Origin of the sequence: Flavobacterium kingsejongi (assembly GCF_003076475.1) — a bacterium.
GTDB classification, from domain to species: Bacteria; Bacteroidota; Bacteroidia; order Flavobacteriales; family Flavobacteriaceae; genus Flavobacterium; species Flavobacterium kingsejongi.
This window is the reverse complement of the sequence record NZ_CP020919.1, coordinates 891,292-909,640: the sequence shown is the minus strand read 5'-3', so window position 1 is coordinate 909,640 and position 18,349 is coordinate 891,292. Positions and strand designations below refer to the sequence as shown.

General features: G+C 39.8%; 17 protein-coding genes. 12 read left to right on the top strand and 5 right to left on the bottom strand.

All coding sequences use genetic code 11. The annotated features are described in order from the left end of the window. The first annotated feature begins 18 nt into the window (after positions 1–18). Positions 19–2,403: a DUF5686 family protein gene (locus tag FK004_RS03970; protein ID WP_108736090.1), complete on the top strand. Its 2,385-nt coding sequence runs from the start codon at positions 19–21 to the stop codon at positions 2,401–2,403. Positions 2,404–2,407: 4 nt separating this feature from the next. Here FK004_RS03970 and FK004_RS03965 read toward each other — a convergent pair whose 3' ends face one another. The 3 genes from FK004_RS03965 to FK004_RS03955 are packed head-to-tail and all read right to left on the bottom strand — an operon-like array spanning position 2,408 to position 5,239. Further along, a complete protein-coding gene (locus FK004_RS03965) occupies positions 2,408–3,565 on the bottom strand; it encodes an ATP-binding protein (protein ID WP_108736089.1) in 1,158 nt (385 codons plus the stop codon). Positions 3,566–3,582: 17 nt separating this feature from the next. After that, positions 3,583–4,335 carry an SDR family NAD(P)-dependent oxidoreductase gene (locus FK004_RS03960; RefSeq protein ID WP_108736088.1) on the bottom strand — a complete coding sequence of 251 codons (753 nt, stop codon included), beginning with the start codon at positions 4,333–4,335 and terminating at the stop codon, positions 3,583–3,585. Positions 4,336–4,369: 34 nt separating this feature from the next. Continuing rightward, positions 4,370–5,239, bottom strand: coding sequence for an aldo/keto reductase (locus tag FK004_RS03955; RefSeq protein ID WP_108736087.1), 870 nt, complete (start codon positions 5,237–5,239; stop codon positions 4,370–4,372). A gap of 274 nt (positions 5,240–5,513) precedes the next feature. Here FK004_RS03955 and FK004_RS03950 point away from each other — a divergent pair, with 274 nt between their 5' ends. From FK004_RS03950 to FK004_RS03915, 8 genes are all read left to right on the top strand, one after another. Further along, positions 5,514–6,518, top strand: a complete 1,005-nt coding sequence (locus FK004_RS03950; RefSeq protein WP_108736086.1) for an AAA family ATPase — start codon at positions 5,514–5,516, stop codon at positions 6,516–6,518. A gap of 78 nt (positions 6,519–6,596) precedes the next feature. Beyond that, complete coding sequence (locus FK004_RS03945) at positions 6,597–7,460, top strand: DUF58 domain-containing protein (RefSeq protein ID WP_108736085.1); 864 nt, start codon at positions 6,597–6,599, stop codon at positions 7,458–7,460. Between the two features lie 48 nt (positions 7,461–7,508). Continuing rightward, on the top strand, positions 7,509–9,131 hold the full coding sequence (locus FK004_RS03940; protein ID WP_108736084.1) for a hypothetical protein: 1,623 nt from the start codon (positions 7,509–7,511) through the stop codon (positions 9,129–9,131). Further along, the gene (locus FK004_RS03935) at positions 9,131–10,132 is read left to right on the top strand and encodes a vWA domain-containing protein (protein WP_108736083.1); all 1,002 of its coding nucleotides are present in this window, start codon (positions 9,131–9,133) and stop codon (positions 10,130–10,132) included. Before FK004_RS03940 ends, FK004_RS03935 begins: the two co-directional genes overlap by 1 nt. An 86-nt stretch (positions 10,133–10,218) precedes the next feature. Further along, on the top strand, positions 10,219–11,253 hold the full coding sequence (locus FK004_RS03930; RefSeq protein ID WP_108736082.1) for a vWA domain-containing protein: 1,035 nt from the start codon (positions 10,219–10,221) through the stop codon (positions 11,251–11,253). A 35-nt stretch (positions 11,254–11,288) separates the two neighbouring features. After that, positions 11,289–12,092 (top strand): tetratricopeptide repeat protein, encoded by an 804-nt coding sequence (locus tag FK004_RS03925; protein ID WP_108738744.1) that lies wholly within the window; start codon positions 11,289–11,291, stop codon positions 12,090–12,092. A gap of 54 nt (positions 12,093–12,146) precedes the next feature. Further along, positions 12,147–13,916, top strand: a complete 1,770-nt coding sequence (locus FK004_RS03920) for a BatD family protein (RefSeq protein WP_108736081.1) — start codon at positions 12,147–12,149, stop codon at positions 13,914–13,916. 58 nt (positions 13,917–13,974) lie between these two features. Then, a complete protein-coding gene (locus FK004_RS03915; RefSeq protein WP_108736080.1) occupies positions 13,975–14,721 on the top strand; it encodes a tetratricopeptide repeat protein in 747 nt (248 codons plus the stop codon). A gap of 3 nt (positions 14,722–14,724) precedes the next feature. Here FK004_RS03915 and FK004_RS03910 read toward each other — a convergent pair whose 3' ends face one another. Continuing rightward, positions 14,725–15,243: a CvpA family protein gene (locus FK004_RS03910; protein WP_108736079.1), complete on the bottom strand. Its 519-nt coding sequence runs from the start codon at positions 15,241–15,243 to the stop codon at positions 14,725–14,727. Between the two features lie 122 nt (positions 15,244–15,365). Here FK004_RS03910 and FK004_RS03905 point away from each other — a divergent pair, with 122 nt between their 5' ends. From FK004_RS03905 to FK004_RS03895, 3 genes are all read left to right on the top strand, one after another. Further along, on the top strand, positions 15,366–15,722 hold the full coding sequence (locus tag FK004_RS03905; protein WP_108736078.1) for a hypothetical protein: 357 nt from the start codon (positions 15,366–15,368) through the stop codon (positions 15,720–15,722). A gap of 177 nt (positions 15,723–15,899) precedes the next feature. Then, positions 15,900–16,919: a phenylalanine--tRNA ligase subunit alpha gene (pheS, locus tag FK004_RS03900; protein WP_108736077.1), complete on the top strand. Its 1,020-nt coding sequence runs from the start codon at positions 15,900–15,902 to the stop codon at positions 16,917–16,919. Between the two features lie 106 nt (positions 16,920–17,025). Continuing rightward, positions 17,026–17,457 carry a hypothetical protein gene (locus tag FK004_RS03895; RefSeq protein ID WP_108736076.1) on the top strand — a complete coding sequence of 144 codons (432 nt, stop codon included), beginning with the start codon at positions 17,026–17,028 and terminating at the stop codon, positions 17,455–17,457. A 20-nt stretch (positions 17,458–17,477) separates the two neighbouring features. On the opposite strand, the gene FK004_RS03890 is transcribed toward FK004_RS03895, so the two are convergent. Further along, the gene (locus FK004_RS03890; RefSeq protein ID WP_262497642.1) at positions 17,478–18,335 is read right to left on the bottom strand and encodes an IS3 family transposase; all 858 of its coding nucleotides are present in this window, start codon (positions 18,333–18,335) and stop codon (positions 17,478–17,480) included. Positions 18,336–18,349: the final 14 nt, after the last annotated feature.

Genomic DNA, 18,349 nt, shown 5'->3' with positions numbered 1-18,349 from the left:
TAATTTTTTAGTCGTATTATGATCCGGAAATACACCGTTTATTGGATTTTTATTGGTTTCCTATTCTCGCTGCAGGCCATTGCACAACAGCATGTTGAAGGGAAAGTATATGATTCCGAAACCAAAGTAGCGTTGGCCTTTGCAAATATTACAACGAACACTCCAGCGACAACCGTATCGGATATCGATGGAAAGTTTGACCTCCATTCAGAAAAGGTGATTACTACTATACGATGCAGTTATGTAGGGTATGAATCAATAAAAGTAAACGTCGTTCCGGGCCAAAAAGTAATCATTGAACTGGTACGGAATTCTAATGCCCTGGATGAGGTAGTGATTTCACCAGCAGATAATCCCGCCCACCGGATCATTCGGAATGCGACCAAAAACAAGGAAAATAATAATCCGGAAAACAAGGCTACGTTCCAATATACCTCTTACAATAAGACGATTTATGATATTCAGTCTACTGGAGACGAGGCTAAAGTCAAGTTGAAAAAAGCATTCCAAAACAATTTTCTCTTTATTCAAGAAAGTGTAACAGAACGTAAATATATCCGGAAAGATATCAGTGAAGAGGTGGTCATTGCGACACGGATGTCCGGTTTTAAAAACCCCTCATTTGCTACTTTGGCCACAGATATGCAGCCTTTCTCGTTTTATCAGGATAATATACGGCTGTTTGATTTGTATTATCTGAATCCCATTAGTAAAGGAAGTATTGATAAATATAAATTCAAACTGGAAGAAGAGATCCTTCAGGGTAATGATACGCTGTTTGTAATATCATTTAAACCGCTTCCGCGAAAGAATTTCGATGGATTAAAAGGCATGTTGTACATCAATTCAAATCAGTATGCTATTCAGAATGTGATTGCCGAACCCTATGAAGCAACAAAAATAGCCATCAAAATACAGCAGCAATACAGTTTGGTCGATAATCGGTATTGGTTTCCGGAGCAATTGAATTATACGTTGTCCATGCCGGTGTTTCCTTCCACAACGACCAAAATCGTCATGAATGGCAAAAGTTATATTGATAAAGTAGCGATCAATATTCCATTGGAGAAAAAGGATTTTTCCTTAGAAAGTGTACGAATGGATGAGAATGCGACCAAACGGGATAGTCTATTTTGGGATAGTTACCGGATTGAAAAATTAGTTGCTAAAGAGAAAAATACCTATCGGGTAATTGATAGCATTGGCAAGGAAAACAAATTTGATTATTACCTGAAGGTAGCAGAGAAATTATTCCAGTCTAAGATTCCTTTGAAATATGTAGATATTGATTTGTCAAAAACGATTGTTCAAAATAAATATGAAGGTTTGCGATTGGGAACTGGAATTTACACGAATGAAGACGTATTCCGGGATTTTACGCTTGGCGGTTTTGTGGGATACGGACTAAAAGATTATAAATGGAAATATGGTGGCGAAGTAAGCTATCATCCGATCAGCAAAAATGAATTTACAATAGGTGCAAAATACCAGCATAACCTTGTAGAAGCAGGTTTCTATGGATTGAAAAGTACTGGGAATCTATTGAGTATCCGCAGTTTCCTGGGTATGAATTTTGATCAGGTGGATGAATTCTCGTTCAATGTAGGTTTCCGAACTTTTAAAGCGGCAAAATGGAAAATAGAATTTCGGCAGGCAAAGGTTTTACCGCGGTACGAGTATCTTTTCCAGACGAATACCGCACTGTATCCATCCGGGTATTACAATTCCGAATTGTCGGTTAACCTCCGATTTGCGGTTAAGGAGCGTATCGTTAATTCATTTCACCAAAACCTAAGCCTGGCCACCGAATATCCAATATTTTCGTTTCGCTATTCCAGAGGTATAAAAGGACTGTTTGAGAGTGACTTCAATTATAATAAATTTGAAGCCGTTTTGGAACAATCGTTTTTTACTAAAAATTTCGGGAATACAAAATACAGGCTGGAAGGCGGATATATCGATAGCAGCCTGCCGTATGGACTTCTGTTTACAGGAGAAGGCGGATATGAAAAAGGTTTTCCCTACATGTCTAAGAATAGTTTCCAGACCATGTTGCCCAATGAGTTTTTGTCGGATACCTACGCCAATCTGTTTTTGTCCCATAATTTTGGAACATTGCTCTTTAAGACACCCTCATTCCAGCCCGGCATTTCACTTCATAACAATATCGGGTGGGGGACTTTATCGGAACGTGGCAACCATCAGTTCATCCCTTTTAAAGTAAAGGATAAAATATACCTTGAAACCGGATTACAACTGGATAATATTGTCAAGATAAACTATCTGAACATAGGATATTTCGGATTGGGTGCTGCTGCATTTTACCGCTACGGGTATTATGCAAATCCGGAATTCAATGACAATATTGCATTACGCATTACGGTGAATTTTACGCAGAAATAATCCTTTAGGCATTAAAGTCATATTTCATTTTACGGAGAATGCGCATGGCTTCCTTGAATGCGATATACGATTGGTTGTTCGCCTGTTCCTTTAAGAAAGGTTTGGCGTCTATGAGTTTTTGCCGTGCTTCTTCAAAACCATTCAGGTAACAAATCATCAGGGTGGAAGGCACATTTTCCAGGTCTTTTTTCTCCCGTTCCGTTAAGGGAAGTTCCCGTTCCAGTTTTCGCAACAGGCTCAGGTTAGCATTGTAGATATGGTACAGCATTTTACGATTGTACTGTGGCGGTTCGAAAAGCATTTTTCGCTCAATCTTATAATACCCATTATCAAAAAATAAAATACTCACTTCTTCGAGAGGATAATAGCTGGTTTTGTCGTTGAGGCCAAGGCATACATATTCTGTAATGGTAAACTGATGATCGTCATAAGTAATACTGACCTCGTCTAAAGCCGAGTAGAACAGCTTAACCTGCTCATTGATGAGCTCAATATCCACACGGGAGTAATAGGTATGGGTTTTGCCTTTTTTGGATGTTCCGGCCCAGCAGATGATAAAAAGCTCTTTAAACACCTTATAATGGGCCTCCATATCTTTGTGGCGGTTGTTCAGGAAGTCTACTACACCATCGAGGGTGTGTTCAATACTGTTCCGCGAATTGTTTTCGATATCGATAACCGTATTGGTATTCTGGTTGGCTTTATTTTCTTTTGGGGCAAAAGAATCTTCCAGGGGAATCGAATTGCTGCCTCTTCGGATAAAAGTTGAGCGTGCCGGGATATTACCGATCCCTTTCTTGAAAAAGGACGTTTTATTGTTGGGTTTTATTGTGACCAGCCCGATCACCTTTTCTTTTGGAAGATTCGGGAAAGGCACATTTTCATACTGGATGCGGGGCGGATTTTCCAGCACAGCATTGACCAGGTTCTGGATCCGGCTGTCGTCAAAGAAATCATCACCCACCACTTCATTATCGTCCTCGACACCCACAACGATATAGGAATTGTTGTGGGGATTCGAATTGGACAACGCACAAATGTGTTTCAGGAATTTTCCTTTTCCTTCTTTGGTATGTAAATTCAATTGGCGTTTTTTGTCATAAAAACTGCTCTCATCATTGTGAGCCAACAGGTTTTTTATGAGGAGTCGTTTATTTATCATTTACAGTTGGAAAAATCTTAAAGGCTACGGTTAACAATTGTAGAAGAAGCCTGGGCGGTAGACATAACCACCAGGTCGGCAATATTCACATGATAGGGACGGGAGAGTACAAACTGGATAATGTCGGCAATATCTTCCGGTTGAAGCGGTGTAAATCCTTTGTACACATTGGCGGCACGGGCCGCATCACCTTTAAAGCGCACTTCTGAAAACTCAGTAGCGACCATTCCCGGATGTATTCCCCCAACACGGATTCCATAAGCATTCAGGTCCATGCGCATGCCCTGATTGATAGCATCAACCGCATGTTTGGTGGCGCAATATACATTTCCATTGGGATATACTTCTTTGGCAGCGGTGGAGCCAATATTGATAATATGGCCGCTTTTGCGTTCCACCATACCTGGAATCACAGCTTTTGAAACATACAAAAGCCCTTTGATATTAATATCAATCATCGCATCCCAATCCTCAGGATCACCATTTTGGATCGGATCCAGGCCGTGGGCGTTTCCAGCATTATTAATCAGTATGTCAATAATGGCAAAGTCTTCCGGTAATCCGGTAATGGAGTCCAGTACATTTTTTTTATCGCGTACATCAAAAAGCAGCGTATGTACGGATGTCATGGCAGAAAGTTCTTCTTTCAATTCCATCAGGCGGTCTTCCCGTCTTCCGCAAAGTATAATTTTATACTGCTGTTGTGCCAGTACCCTGGCTGTTGCACGTCCGATACCGCTGGTGGCACCGGTGATTAAAGCTGTTTTCATTCGTAATGTATATTAAATCAGTATTCGTTTGTAATTAAGGCACATTTTTGCCTTCGCTCGCTACCCAAAGGGCAAACCAGTCCTGGGCTTCCAGTTCGAAATCAATAGCACGGGTCAGGTTGGCTATCCGCTCGCCGGTAGTGGTTCCGGTTACAGGAAGTATCCCCGCCGGATGTTTCATGATCCAGGCAAAAAGAAGCACATCCAGGGAAGCATCATATTTCAGCATTAATTCCATCAATAGGTTTTTCAACCGGTCCGTTTGTTGGTTTTCTATTTTGAAAACACTGCCTAACGGGCTCCAGGCCATAGGCGTAATGGCATTGATCTGCATGTGGTTCAGGCTGCCGTCCAGCATGGCTTCAAAATGGGTCACCGAAAATTCGATCTGGTTGCATTCGACTTTGATACGGGATTGGATGAGGTCAGTTTGGGAAGGTGTAAAATTGGATACTCCAAAATCACGGATTTTACCTTCTTTTTGGAGCTGGGTGACGGCTTCTGCTATTTCATCTGCCTGCATCAATGGGCTGGGGCGGTGAAGTAGCAATACGTCCAGATAATCGGTGTGTAATTTTTGCAGGGAATCTTCTGCACAGGCAATAATATAGGCCTTGGAATAATCATAATGGGAGAGCCTGTTATTACGGGATTCATTTTTATGGCAAATACCACATTTTGAAATAAACTGTACATTTTCCCGTGGAATAGTGCTGTTTAGGAAGGCATTACCAAATTCGGCTTCGGTAGTATAATCACCATAAATGTCCGCGTGGTCAAACGACGTAATGCCGTTTTCGACACATTGGCTGATCAGTTGGGACATGGCTTCTAAATTATGGTTTTTACCCCAGATTCCCCAATTCATGGTTCCTGCAATAATTCTTGAAAATTTTGTTTTCATTAACGCTTTTGAAATTAGGATTTTTGTTAAAATTTAACAGTAGCAAAGGAAGTAAAAATACATTTCAGGCTGCTGTAAATCCGAGTATTATGATATAACCATTCCGGATTTTAATTCTGGTCTTAAAAATATAAAAACAAAATCACAAATCCTCCTTAAATGCTTTGATTTAAAAGATATTTTAACGCTACGTTAACATTATGTCAGTGAATAAATTTTCAATTTGCACCAGTAAAATAATTGTTTTAACAGAGTTAGTTTTAAATATACAAAAATGGAAGAAAATACGGGTACCTTAGACATTCGTGCCATCAATGAAAAAATAGAAAGAGAGAGCGCTTTTATTGATTTGCTTTTTATGGAAATGAATAAAGTGATTGTGGGACAGAAACATATGGTGGAACGATTGCTGATAGGACTTCTCGGTCAGGGCCATATTTTACTGGAAGGAGTTCCCGGACTTGCCAAAACCCTGGCGATTAATACCCTGTCACAAGCCGTTCAGGGCTCGTTCAGCAGGATTCAGTTCACGCCGGATTTATTACCAGCTGACGTTGTTGGAACGATGATTTACAACATTAAGCAAAATGAATTTTCGATAAAAAAAGGGCCAATCTTCGCTAATTTCGTCCTTGCGGATGAGATCAACCGGGCTCCAGCCAAGGTACAATCGGCTTTATTGGAGGCGATGCAGGAAAAACAAGTAACTATTGGCGATACCACTTTTAAATTGGAGCGCCCATTTTTAGTACTGGCGACCCAAAACCCGGTGGAACAGGAAGGGACTTATCCACTTCCGGAAGCGCAGGTCGATCGTTTTATGTTGAAAACGGTAATTGACTATCCTAAGATGGAAGACGAGCGACTTGTAATTCGTCAGAACCTGAAAGGGGCGTATGAAAAAGTAAATGCAGTTATTTCTACAGAACAGATACTTCGGGCACAAGAGGCCGTTCGTGAAGTATACATGGATGAAAAAATAGAAAAATACATATTGGATATCATCTTTGCGACCCGATACCCTGAAAAATACAAATTGGAACACCTGAAGCCACTGATTAGTTTTGGCGCTTCACCAAGGGGAAGTATCAATTTGGCTGTTGCTGCAAAATGTTATGCGTTTATCAAACGAAGAGGCTATGTAATCCCTGAGGATGTAAGAGCGGTAGTGCACGATGTATTACGACACAGGATCGGTATTACGTATGAAGCTGAGGCAGAAAATGTAACCTCCGTAGACATCATTAATAAAATTGTTAATGAGGTTGAGGTACCTTAAAAAGTTTAAGATTTAAAAGTTTAAAGAAGCGCAGGCTGCTTTAAACTTTTTCAGGTTTTAAATTTTAAACAATTCAGCATGGATACGAAAGACTTAATAAAAAAAGTTCGCAAGATAGAAATCAAGACCCGAAGGCTGAGCGATCACATTTTTTCGGGTGAATACCATACCTCATTCAAAGGGCGTGGTATGACCTTTAACGAAGTACGGCAGTATCAGTTTGGGGATGATGTCCGGGCGATAGACTGGAATGTAACGGCGCGTTATAATGAGCCTTACATCAAGGTTTTTGAGGAAGAGCGGGAACTTACGATGATGTTGATGGTGGATGTGAGCGGATCGGAAAGTTTTGGTACCAAAAACCAGTTTAAAAAAGATATCGTTACTGAAATTGCTGCGACTATGGCTTTTTCGGCTACCCAGAATAATGACAAAATCGGGCTGATCCTTTTTTCAGACCAGATTGAATTATACATTCCACCCAAAAAAGGAAGATCACACGTACTGCGGATTATCCGGGAGTTGATTGAATTTCAGCCTAAAAGCTATAAAACCAATCTTTCGGAAGCTTTGAAATTCCTGTCCGGAGTACAAAAAAAGAAAGCCATTGTTTTTTTGATTTCTGATTTTATGACAGATGATTATGAGCATACGCTGAAAATCGCTGGAAAAAAGCATGATGTCACTGGTATCCGGGTGTATGATGCCAAAGAAGAAAAAATGCCAGACCTTGGGATGGTTCCTATGGTGGATGCAGAAACAGGTGAAGTTATGATCGTAAATACGGGCTCGAAATCAGTTCGTATGGACTATGAGAAACACTACCAGGAAAAACTGAAATATTTCCGGGAAACTTTCAGCCGATGTGGCTCCGGTGTTGTAAATACCCGTGTGGATGAATCGTATGTAACCAAGTTATTAGGATATTTCAAATCAAGATAGTTAATTCCCGCAGGAGGGTTGTGTAAATGAGGATTATTATTCTAAAAAATGACAAAAAGTAAGTTTTATATCATTGTTTTTTTACTGGTTTCTGCCATTTCTTTTGGGCAGCATACAATAGAAACCAAAATAGATTCTACAAAAATAAGGATTGGTGCACAGGTGAACCTGACGCTAAAAACAACAGTAGATTCCAAAGCGAAAGTACAGTTTCCGGAAGCCAAAAATTTTGGGGCGCTGGAAGTACTGGAATCCTATCCAGTTGATACGGTTAAAAATGACGCACAATATGAGTTGGTGAAACGTTACGGGCTGACCCAGTTTGACTCCGGGCGTTATGTAGTACCGAAACTTCAGGTACTCATCAATAATAAACCCTTTTTTACCGATTCCCTTTTGGTTGAGGTAACCAATATCAAAGTCGATACATTAAAGCAAAAAATGTACGACATCAAACCGATTATTGAAGTAAAAGCACCACCTGCCGCGATTTGGTGGTATATCCTGGCGCTATTGATTTTAGGAGCCATAGGATATGGTATTTTCCTATTGCTGAAAAAGCGAAAAGAAAAGAAGGAAGCCGAGATTTTCAAAACGCCCATTGAAAAAGCGACTACTTTACTAACGAGCTTAGAAAGCAAAGAGCTATGGCAGCATGGTGAGGTAAAAACGTATTATAGTGAGCTTACCGATATTGCCCGTAATTATATTGAGGAAGCTATTGAGATTCCGGCAATGGAAAGCACTACTTCCGAGTTGATTGTGGCACTGCGTGCTGCAGCGGTAAAGAAAAAAATGACGCTGACACAGGAAACACTGGAAAGCCTTGAAAAAGTGCTCAAACAGGCCGATTTGGTGAAGTTTGCAAAATCAAAACCGATCGATTTTGAAATTGCCGATGACAGTAACCGTATCGGGAAAGTGATTGTGACCTTAGATAAATCAATACCGAAACCTACAGAGGAAGAATTGCTGCAGGATGTGAGAAATGAAGAATTGAGGCTGAAAAAAGAAAAGGAAAAACAACGCAAAAGAACAATACGACTGGCTGTTTTAGGATCAGTAGTCGCTATTGCAGCGGTGTTTGGCTATTTTGTAGCCACAAAAGGATTTACGTCGGTCAAAGATACTTTGCTGATGAATTCTTCAAAATCGCTGCTTGAAAGCCAATGGATTAAAAGTGAATACGGTATCCCATCGGTTATTGTAGCGACACCCAAAGTACTGAAGCGTATTGATAATAAAATATTGCCTAAAGAGACCTTTGCGACCATAAAAGAAATGCAGCAGTTTGCCTATGGAACCCTGATGGATAAATTCTCCATTACCGTATTTACTGCCAGTTACAAACAGGAAGGTGAAATCAACCTGAATACAACGCTGGAGGGCAACCTCAAACTTTGGGAAAAACAAGGCGCACAGAATATCTTGGTAAAACAGGAAGAATATAAAACCCCCGAAGGGATTGAAGGACTGAAAGCCTACGGAACTATGTCGGTACTAAATCCAGAGACCAAGAAAAGCCACAGGGCATTCTATGAACTGTTGCTTTTTAAACAGGATAAAGGGTTGCAACAGATTACTGTTATACATGAAGAAGGAGACAATTATGCCGATCAGATTACGAAACGTATCCTTAATTCCGTTGAATTTAAAAAAGTGAATCCCTAATGAAAAATATAACCTTTTTAAATCCCGGATTATTTTGGTTGTTCCTCCTCATTCCTATCGCTATTGCCTGGTACATCTGGAAAAGAAATGAACAACAGGCAACATTGCGCATCAGTTCTATTCAGGGATTTAAGGCAAAACCATCCCTTTTAGCCAAATTAAAACCTGCACTGTTTGTATTACGGATCTTGGCCTTAAGCTGTATTATTGTGGCGATGGCAAGACCCCGAACAGTGGATGTAAACAGCAGGACTAAAAGTTCCCAGGGTATTGATATCGTCATTGCAATGGACGTTTCGGGAAGTATGTTAACCCGGGATTTGAAGCCCAATCGTCTGGAAGCCTTAAAAAAGGTAGCTTCAGAATTTGTGAATGACCGGCCTGCAGATCGTATCGGTTTAGTAGTATATGCTGCAGAAAGTTATACTAAAACGCCCGTTACCAGTGATAAGGCAGTAATTCTACAGGCACTGAAAGATGTGAAATACGATAATGTGATCCAGGACGGTACTGGAATCGGAATGGGATTGGCAACAGCGGTGAATCGTCTTAAAGATAGTAAAGCGAAGAGTAAAGTAGTTATTTTGCTAACGGATGGTGTCAATAATGCCGGACTGATAGAGCCAACGACTGCTGCAGAGATCGCTAAGGAATATGGAATAAAAGTATATACGATTGGGGTAGGGACAAACGGTATGGCAGAATCACCATACGCGATTAACCCGAACGGGACTTTTGTATACCGGATGATGCAGGTCGAAATTGACGAGCAACTGATGAAAGGAATTGCAAAAACAACCGGAGGAAAATATTTCAGGGCAACCAGCAATACGAAACTGGCTGAAATCTATAAGGAGATCAACCAGTTAGAAAAAACAGATATTGAAGAGCTGCGTTATTTTAATTATGATGAAAAATACCGTCCCTGGGTATGGGCAGCGGGTATATTATTGCTGCTGGAACTGGCCTTGCGCAACAGCATTTTCAGGAGTTTTATTTAATAAGGGATAATGAGGATGCCGGAACTGTTTTCAGGTATCCAATAGGAGTTATTCGGGCAGTCGGATAAAAATTAGTCAAAAAGAGAATGGAATTAGAACAAGAAAAATATTTATACTTACTTTTTATACTACCAGTAGTACTGTTGCTTTTTTTGTACCTCCAGTTTTGGAAACGAAAAAAACAGCGTGAATTTGCTGATGCGGTACTGCTTAAAAGGCTCAGCCCCAATAAATCGACTTTTAAACCGGTTTTGAAATTGGTACTTTTCCTATTGGCCATCACAGGATTGATTTTTGGCCTGGTAAATCCAAGGATTGGAACCCGGGTAGAGACGATCAAGCGCGAAGGTATTGACGTTGTTTTTGCTATCGACGTTTCTAAAAGTATGCTGGCGGAAGATATAGCGCCCAACCGTTTGGAGAAAAGCAAGCAAATTGTATCCCAGATTATCAATCAATTGGGAAGCGACCGTATTGGCATTGTGGCCTATGCAGGAAGTGCATACCCAGTATTGCCTATTACTACCGATTATGGGGTTGCGAAAATGTTCCTTCAAAGTATGAATACCGATATGGTTTCTTCCAGAGGTACTGCAATTAACGAAGCGATCAATCTGGCGTCCACTTATTTTGATGATAAAGAGACCAACAAACTCCTGATCCTGATCTCCGATGGGGAAGATCATTCTGAAGGTGCCCAGGGCGCTGCAGAAGAAGCCAATAAATTAGGATTGAAAATATTGACTATTGGCGTTGGAACTGAAAAAGGTGGCCCAATCCCGATAAAACGGAATGGAGTTACGGAAAGTTTTTTACGGGATAAAAGCGATCAGGTAGTAGTTACCAAGATGAATCCCGAGATACTAAAGCAAATCTCCAAAGCGACCAATAGTAATTTTATATTAGGGAATAATACAAAACAGGTAACGGAGTTTGTAAAAAACGCATTGGACGGCATTGAAAAAAATAAATTTGAAAACCAGCAGATTGCGGAGTATGATTCCCAGTTTCAGTGGTTTTTAGGATTTGCACTGCTGTTGTTGTTTGGTGATGTATTATTGTCAGAACGCAAAACAGCATGGGTGAAGAAAATGAACCTGTTTAATGAAGAAGAAAAATAAGCATGAGGACGGATAGAAAAAATAGTACAATACCGATGAGAAAACTGCTGCTGGGTATAATATTGCTGCTAAGTGCTACGGTAACTTTTGCACAGCGCCGTAATGCCGATTTGCCAAAAGCGAACGAAGAATATAAAGAAAAAGCCTATGCCGATGCAGAGGCAAATTATAGAATCTCCCAGTTTAAAATGCCCAAACAACCCGTGGCATCCTATAATCTTGGGAATACGATTTACAGGCTAAACCAACCGGCAGAAGCCAAGCAGTCCTACTTGAAAACCTTGGAAAATGCGAAGACCAAAGACCAAAAACACCAGGCCTTCCATAATTTAGGCAATGTATTCATGTCTGAAAAAAATTATTCGCAGGCTGTAGAAGCGTATAAAAATGCCTTACGTAATAATCCGGCGGATGAAGAAACCCGTTATAACTATGCTTTAGCCAAACAATATCAAAAAAATAATCCGGACAAGGACGACAAGGACAAGGATAAAAAAGATAAAGACAAAGACAAGGATAAGGATAAAGACAAGGATAAGGATAAAGACAAAAAGGACGATAAGAAAGACGACAAGGATAAAAAGGACGACAAGAAAGACGGCGATAAGGATAAGAAAGACGATAAAGGAAAAGACGACAAGGACAAAAAAGATAAAGGAGACGATAAGAAGGACGATAAAGGCGATGGAAAACCAAATCCACAACCCAAAAGTGGTATCTCCAAACAGCAGTTGGAAAATATGCTGAATGCAGTGAATGGAGAAGAAAAGAAGGTTCAGGAGAAAGTAAATGCCCAAAAAGAAAAAGGCAAGCCTGTTCCAACCGATAAAGATTGGTAATGCTACGATGTGTTGTGTAATAAATTTAAAAGATTAAAAAAGGGGATTGTATTAATGAAGAAGTATATTATTATAGTTTTATTTTTCTGTTTTCAGGGACTTTTTGCACAGGTACAATTTGAGGCAAAAGTCAGTAAAACAACCATAGGCCTCAACGAGCGTTTGCGAATTGATTTTGCAATGAATGCCGATGGTGATAATTTTATGCCACCTTCTTTCGAAGGCTTCAGGGTAATAGCCGGGCCGAGTCAACAAGTGAGCCAGTCCTGGATTAATGGAAAGAGCTCTTTTAATAAGATGTATTCCTACTACTTAGTGCCTACGGCAAAAGGTACTTTTACCATCAAGCAGGCTTCTATCGAAATCAATAATCAGGTGTATAAAACCTCACCGGTAAAGATTGTGGTATCTTCTGCTGTAGAAGAACCCCGCGACGGTAACAATGCTGTGATTTCTGCCGATGATAACCTGCATTTGGTCGCTGAGGTTACCAATGGAAGCCCGTATCTCAACGAGCCGATCACAGTAGTGTACAAGCTGTATTTTAGTGATAATATTGGAATCCGTGGCTTAAAAGATATCGACCTGCCGAAATACAAAGATTTTTGGAGCCAGAATATTGAGATTAAAAATATGGCTCCGGAAAGAGCCAATTATAATGGATCCACCTACCGGTATATTGTTCTGAAAAAAGTAGTATTATATCCTCAAAAATCAGGGCCACTGACCATTGTGCCATTGTCCATAGATGTATCGGTAGAACTGCCAACCAACCGACGTGATATGTTTGGCGGGATGATCACTACAACAACCAACAAGACAGTCTCTGCCGGAGGGAAAACAATCAATGTGAAAGCATTGCCTGAAAATGGAAAACCTGCTGATTTTTCCGGAGCTGTTGGAAAATTCGATTTTAGGGTAAAAGCATCAAAAACCGAATTGAAACATGGAGAGTCTTTAGACCTGGATGTAAGCGTTTCCGGTACGGGGAACCTGAAGTTATTCAGCCTTCCAAAGCCTGTAGTGCCCAGTGCGCTTGAAATGTATGATCCCGTACATACCGAAAATGTGAATGTTGCCTTATCGGGCATGCAGGGTAAAATTGCAGACAAATACACAGTGATTCCGCAATACCAGGGTGATTATTCGATTAAGCCTATGAGTTTTACGTATTTTGATTTGACTACTAAAACCTATAAAACAATAACGTCACCAGAAATTGGAATTAAAGTCCTTGATGGCCCTGTCGCTGCTGCACCTGCTGTGCCCGGAAATGAGGAAGCCGGTTCGGAAGCAGACAAAAATCAACTGACCAAAAGCGACCAGTTTCGATTTATTGATCTTAAAACTACGTTAGTATCGGCCAAAAAAGAAGACTTCTTCGGATCAGGATTGTTTTATGGCCTATTGTTAACTCCATTCTTAGGGATTCCACTTTTGATTTTGACGAAAAGGAAAAAAGAGGCTATTGATAAGGATGTTGTAGGGAACAGGATCAAAAGAAATAATAAGCTCGCCCGTAAATTCCTGACGGAAGCGAAAAAACAACTCAATAATAAGGAACTATTCTATATTTCATTGGAAAAAGCAATGCATAATTTCCTGAAAGCCAAGCTGAATATTGAAACGTCCGAAATGAGTAAAGATAAAATCCGGGAGATCTTAGTAGATCGTAATGCCAATCCCGACACGGTACATGATTTTATCCAATTGACTGAAAACTGCGAATTTGCACGTTATGCTCCTTCTTCGCCCGTAGCGATACAGCAGGATTATGATAAGGCTTTGGTAATTATTTCAGCACTGGAAAAAAGTATTAAGTAAGAGCAAGGTTACTTTGGTACAAGGATATGACCGGGAATTTAAAATTTTAAAGACAAGAATGAAAAAGATACTCTATATAATGTTGTGCCTGTTGTCCCAATGCTTTTGGGCACAATCAGCATTTGACAAAGGGAATGATTATTACAGGAAAGATCAGTTTGATGCCGCTGTGGAAGCCTATGAAAATGTATTGAAAACAGGACAGCATTCTCCCGAATTGTATTTTAACTTAGGGAACGCCTATTACAAACTGAACAAGACCGCTCCGTCGATTTATAATTATGAGAAGGCACTATTGCTGAAGCCCAACTATGAGGACGCCAAAAACAACCTTAAGTTTGCCAAAAACCGGACCATCGATGAAATCAAGGAGATTCCTAAAGTAGGTTTCGAGAAGCTCATCCATAATTTCACGGCTTCCTGGTCTTATGATAGTTGGGCATGGATTGCAGTGGTTTTTGCTTTTGTATTCCTATTTGTTTTTGCAGGCTACTATTTTTCACAGCATACACTTTTCAAACGGTTATTTTTTGCAGGGATGTCTATTGCTTTGCTTTGCGGCGCTATTGCCGTAAGTGCAGCCTATTTTGAGCACAGCGAATATGTAAACGACCGGCCAGCGATTGTATATGCAGAAATACTTCCCGTGAAAGGCGAGCCGAAAACAGCAGCTGCTGATTCATTTTTATTGCACGAAGGCACTAAAGTAAATGTTGTACAAGAGTTGCAGGGCTGGAAAAAAATTGAGCTTACCGACGGTTCTCAGGGTTGGGTAGAAAGTGCGTCAATCAAAGAATTAAAGTAATATTTACCGTTCACTTTCGGTAGGGATCAGATTTTCCGGAAACCATTCTTTAATCATCGGGAAAATAAAGGATGCTACTTTTTGAACCGGATTAAAAAACAGCGACTGTTCCTGTTTTTCTTTGGATAACAGCATGTCATTATAATTGATTTTCAGGAAGAGGCTCAGGAGTATACTCAGGATCAATATCATTTTTAGCAGTCCGAAAAGACCACCTGCCAATCGGTTAATGATTCCAAGGCTGGCGAAATCGGCAATGGTCGTAAATAATTTAGCCAAAAGGAATATCCCGACTACGACTACGATAAACGTAAGGGCAAAAGCCGTAATTTCAATTGTTTTTGGATCCCAGGACACATGGCCTTCAATGATGGAACGCATCAGGTAGGAGAATTTCATCGCAATATAAATACCAATCAGCAGCGAAACAAAAGAAGCCATTTCTACGAAAAGCCCTTTCCAGAGTCCACGAATACATCCATATGCTACTATTCCTCCCAGGAAAAGATCTAAAAAAGTCATTTTGCATTATTTAAGATTGCAAAGATATGCGAATTAAATAAGGGCTAAAAATTATAAATTGCAATATCTTTGCCGACTGCATTATGAATAGGTCCCATTTTTCATAACATATAACTAAAACAATGTCTAGAGATACACAATTAAAAGAACGCTGGGAACAGCTCGTTACACTACTTTCCAAACAATTCGCCGAAGGTGATGTACTGGATTTAGATGCTATAATTTACCTGATCGGTGTCCAGGAGCTGGGAAAATTCCATACTACATTCAAGAAGGATGAAAAGGTTAACCTTATGCATATCGCCATTTGCCGCCTGCTCGAGCCCTACGGGTTTTATGAATTTGATTATTTCGATTCCGAAGGCTGGCCCCATTATACCGTTAAGGAAAACCTGCCTGCGCTTCGTGCCGGGGAACAGTCGGTCCTTATGAAAGAAGCCATTGTGAATTATTTCCTTGAAAAAGGTATTATTGCCTGATATCGACTGGAAGACTTGCTGTTACCGTTTTTGAATTTCCGGATAATAGCAGGAATAAGGAATGGGCACAGTTAAAAAGACTGGAATTAACGAGCGTTAAAAAAAGGGACAACCATCAAAAGTCAAGGTGAACTGATTTTTTTTTCCTAAATTTGCACTTCAATTATCGAAGCGATTATGATAGATAAGATTAAAGAATATATAGGGGAAGCGAATGCATTTCAGACTCAGAACAAAGAAGAACTGGAAGCCTTTCGAATTCGTTTTCTCGGAAAAAAAGGAATACTAAATGATTTCTTCGCTGCTTTTAAAACGGTTCCTAACGAACAGAAAAAAGAGTTCGGCCAGGTAGTCAACCTGTTGAAGAATACAGCAGAAGGTAAAGTAAAGGACATTCAGGATTTTCTGGAAGGCCAGGAAGTTAGCGTTGGATTTTACGGAGATCTTAGCCGTCCGGGTGAGCCTTTGAAAATTGGTTCCCGCCATCCTATATCATTGGTAAAAAATCAAATTATTGATATCTTTTCTACGATTGGGTTTAATGTTTCCGAAGGTCCGGAAATCGAGGACGACTGGCATAATTTTACCGCATTGAACCTTCCGGAATACCACCCGGCACGGGACATGCAGGATACTTTTTTTATACAAACCAATCCTGATATCTTATTACGTACCCACACTTCATCAGTGCAGGTGCGCTATATGGAAAATAATAAACCACCGATACGTACCATTTCTCCGGGAAGGGTGTTTCGTAATGAAGCCGTATCGTCACGCTCCCACTGTATCTTCCACCAGGTGGAGGGACTTTATATCGATAAGGATGTGTCTTTTGCCGACCTGAAACAAACCCTGTTGTATTTTACAAAGGAAATGTTCGGGAAGTCCAAAATCAGGCTTCGTCCGTCCTATTTTCCTTTTACAGAGCCGAGTGCGGAAGTAGACATCTATTGGGGACTGAAAACAGAAACCGATTACAGGATTACCAAAGGTACAGGCTGGCTCGAAATAGGAGGCTGCGGTATGGTCGATCCTAATGTTCTTAAGAACTGTGGGATCAATTCAGATGAATTTACAGGATTTGCTTTCGGGATGGGAATTGAACGAATTGCAATGCTATTATATCAAATTGGGGATATTCGAATGTTCTATGAAAATGATGTTCGTTTTCTGGAGCAATTCAAATCCAGTTTTTAAGCAAAACATTTCGGGAATTCCACACAGGAGTTCCCGTTTTTACTATATACACAATCAGAATCGAATGAGCCGGCAGTAACCGGATGCAGATTCTAAATGCCAGACTATGAAAAAAGACATTATAATCCCTAAAGTAGAAAATATATTTGTGGCTGCAGTCCAGGAGTGGAATGATGACTTCATGCAGAAAACGTGGTATGCTTATCTGATTAATGACAGTGATTTTAAGCTGGAAAATGTATTAATTGTCTCCAAAGCTTCCGGAGTGATTGATGGAGAGGCTAAAAAAACTTCTTTGTTGCGGCATGCTTTTGTTACAGTAGAACCGGTTTCTTTTGTGAAGATTGAACTGATGGAAGACAGTGTGCTGGTGCTGGACAATGAATTTATGGTTACATTCTTCATAGATAATGTACTACACGATAAAAAATATATTTTTAAAGCCCATTCACTCCATGAAGATTATACGGTAGAAGTACCGCTGATCTTTAAAGACGGGATCATTATGTCTAGTCCTAGAATAGCAATACAGGATTAATAATAATAAAAGTACATTTTTTAGACAGAAGTAGCTTCATGGTTACTTCTGTTTTTTGTTTTATAGGTTTTCATTTCTATTTCTTTTTGCTGATGCATTTGCATCGGAGTAAGCATATGATTAGAGCAATGCGGTCTTACTAGATTATAAATCTGTATAGATTCCTTAACTACTAACTTAATAATATTAAGTTGCTGATCATTATACCTATCTACTAAAAACTCCTGTTTTAATATTCCATTTACCCTTTCAGCGACCGCATTTTGATATGGATCATAAGACTCAGTCATGCTACAGCGCAGGTTTTTAGTCTTGCGTATCACTTTTTGATATTCATCAGAACAATATTGTATACCTCTATCTGAGTGATGGATTAACGACAAACAACTATTTTTCCTGCTCTTAAGAGCCATTTGTAAAGCTTTAAGACTATTTTCGGCATTTAAATTAGTAGCTACATTAAATCCCATGATCCGTTTTGAATATGCATCTGTTACTAAGCTTAAATAGCAGGGCTTACTTCTTTTTCCGATGTATGTAATATCGGATACCCAAACCTGTTCAGGACGTATTATTTTTAAGTTTTCAATTAAATTCTTGTGTTTTTTAAAACGATGATATGAGTTAGTCGTAATATGATAGCTCCGTTTTGGAGATATTAGCAGATGGTTTACTTTGAGGATATTAAAAAACATATCTCTTCCAATCTTCAATGCTCTAAGCTCCTGGTTTAATAAATAATACAACTTTCTCGTACCGATACGAGGCATTTTCATCCTAATCTTTCTTACCATAAGAATGACTTGTTCAGACTTTGATTGCTTTAAGATTTTTCTTTTAATGCTACGATAATAGACCTGCCTGTCTATCCCGAACAAACTACAGGTAAAAC

Excerpts from the sequence above, each read along its gene's own strand:
- FK004_RS03930 (WP_108736082.1), top strand. The coding sequence starts at position 10,219 with ATGGAATTAGAACAAGAAAAATATTTATACTTACTTTTTATACTACCA.
- pheS (WP_108736077.1), top strand. The coding sequence starts at position 15,900 with ATGATAGATAAGATTAAAGAATATATAGGGGAAGCGAATGCATTTCAG.
- FK004_RS03925 (WP_108738744.1), top strand. The coding sequence starts at position 11,289 with ATGAGAAAACTGCTGCTGGGTATAATATTGCTGCTAAGTGCTACGGTA.
- FK004_RS03960 (WP_108736088.1), bottom strand. The coding sequence starts at position 4,335 with ATGAAAACAGCTTTAATCACCGGTGCCACCAGCGGTATCGGACGTGCA.
- FK004_RS03935 (WP_108736083.1), top strand. The coding sequence starts at position 9,131 with ATGAAAAATATAACCTTTTTAAATCCCGGATTATTTTGGTTGTTCCTC.
- FK004_RS03905 (WP_108736078.1), top strand. The coding sequence starts at position 15,366 with ATGTCTAGAGATACACAATTAAAAGAACGCTGGGAACAGCTCGTTACA.
- FK004_RS03915 (WP_108736080.1), top strand. The coding sequence starts at position 13,975 with ATGAAAAAGATACTCTATATAATGTTGTGCCTGTTGTCCCAATGCTTT.
- FK004_RS03920 (WP_108736081.1), top strand. The coding sequence starts at position 12,147 with ATGAAGAAGTATATTATTATAGTTTTATTTTTCTGTTTTCAGGGACTT.
- FK004_RS03945 (WP_108736085.1), top strand. The coding sequence starts at position 6,597 with ATGGATACGAAAGACTTAATAAAAAAAGTTCGCAAGATAGAAATCAAG.
- FK004_RS03965 (WP_108736089.1), bottom strand. The coding sequence starts at position 3,565 with ATGATAAATAAACGACTCCTCATAAAAAACCTGTTGGCTCACAATGAT.
- FK004_RS03970 (WP_108736090.1), top strand. The coding sequence starts at position 19 with ATGATCCGGAAATACACCGTTTATTGGATTTTTATTGGTTTCCTATTC.
- FK004_RS03910 (WP_108736079.1), bottom strand. The coding sequence starts at position 15,243 with ATGACTTTTTTAGATCTTTTCCTGGGAGGAATAGTAGCATATGGATGT.
- FK004_RS03895 (WP_108736076.1), top strand. The coding sequence starts at position 17,026 with ATGAAAAAAGACATTATAATCCCTAAAGTAGAAAATATATTTGTGGCT.
- FK004_RS03940 (WP_108736084.1), top strand. The coding sequence starts at position 7,509 with ATGACAAAAAGTAAGTTTTATATCATTGTTTTTTTACTGGTTTCTGCC.
- FK004_RS03955 (WP_108736087.1), bottom strand. The coding sequence starts at position 5,239 with ATGAAAACAAAATTTTCAAGAATTATTGCAGGAACCATGAATTGGGGA.
- FK004_RS03950 (WP_108736086.1), top strand. The coding sequence starts at position 5,514 with ATGGAAGAAAATACGGGTACCTTAGACATTCGTGCCATCAATGAAAAA.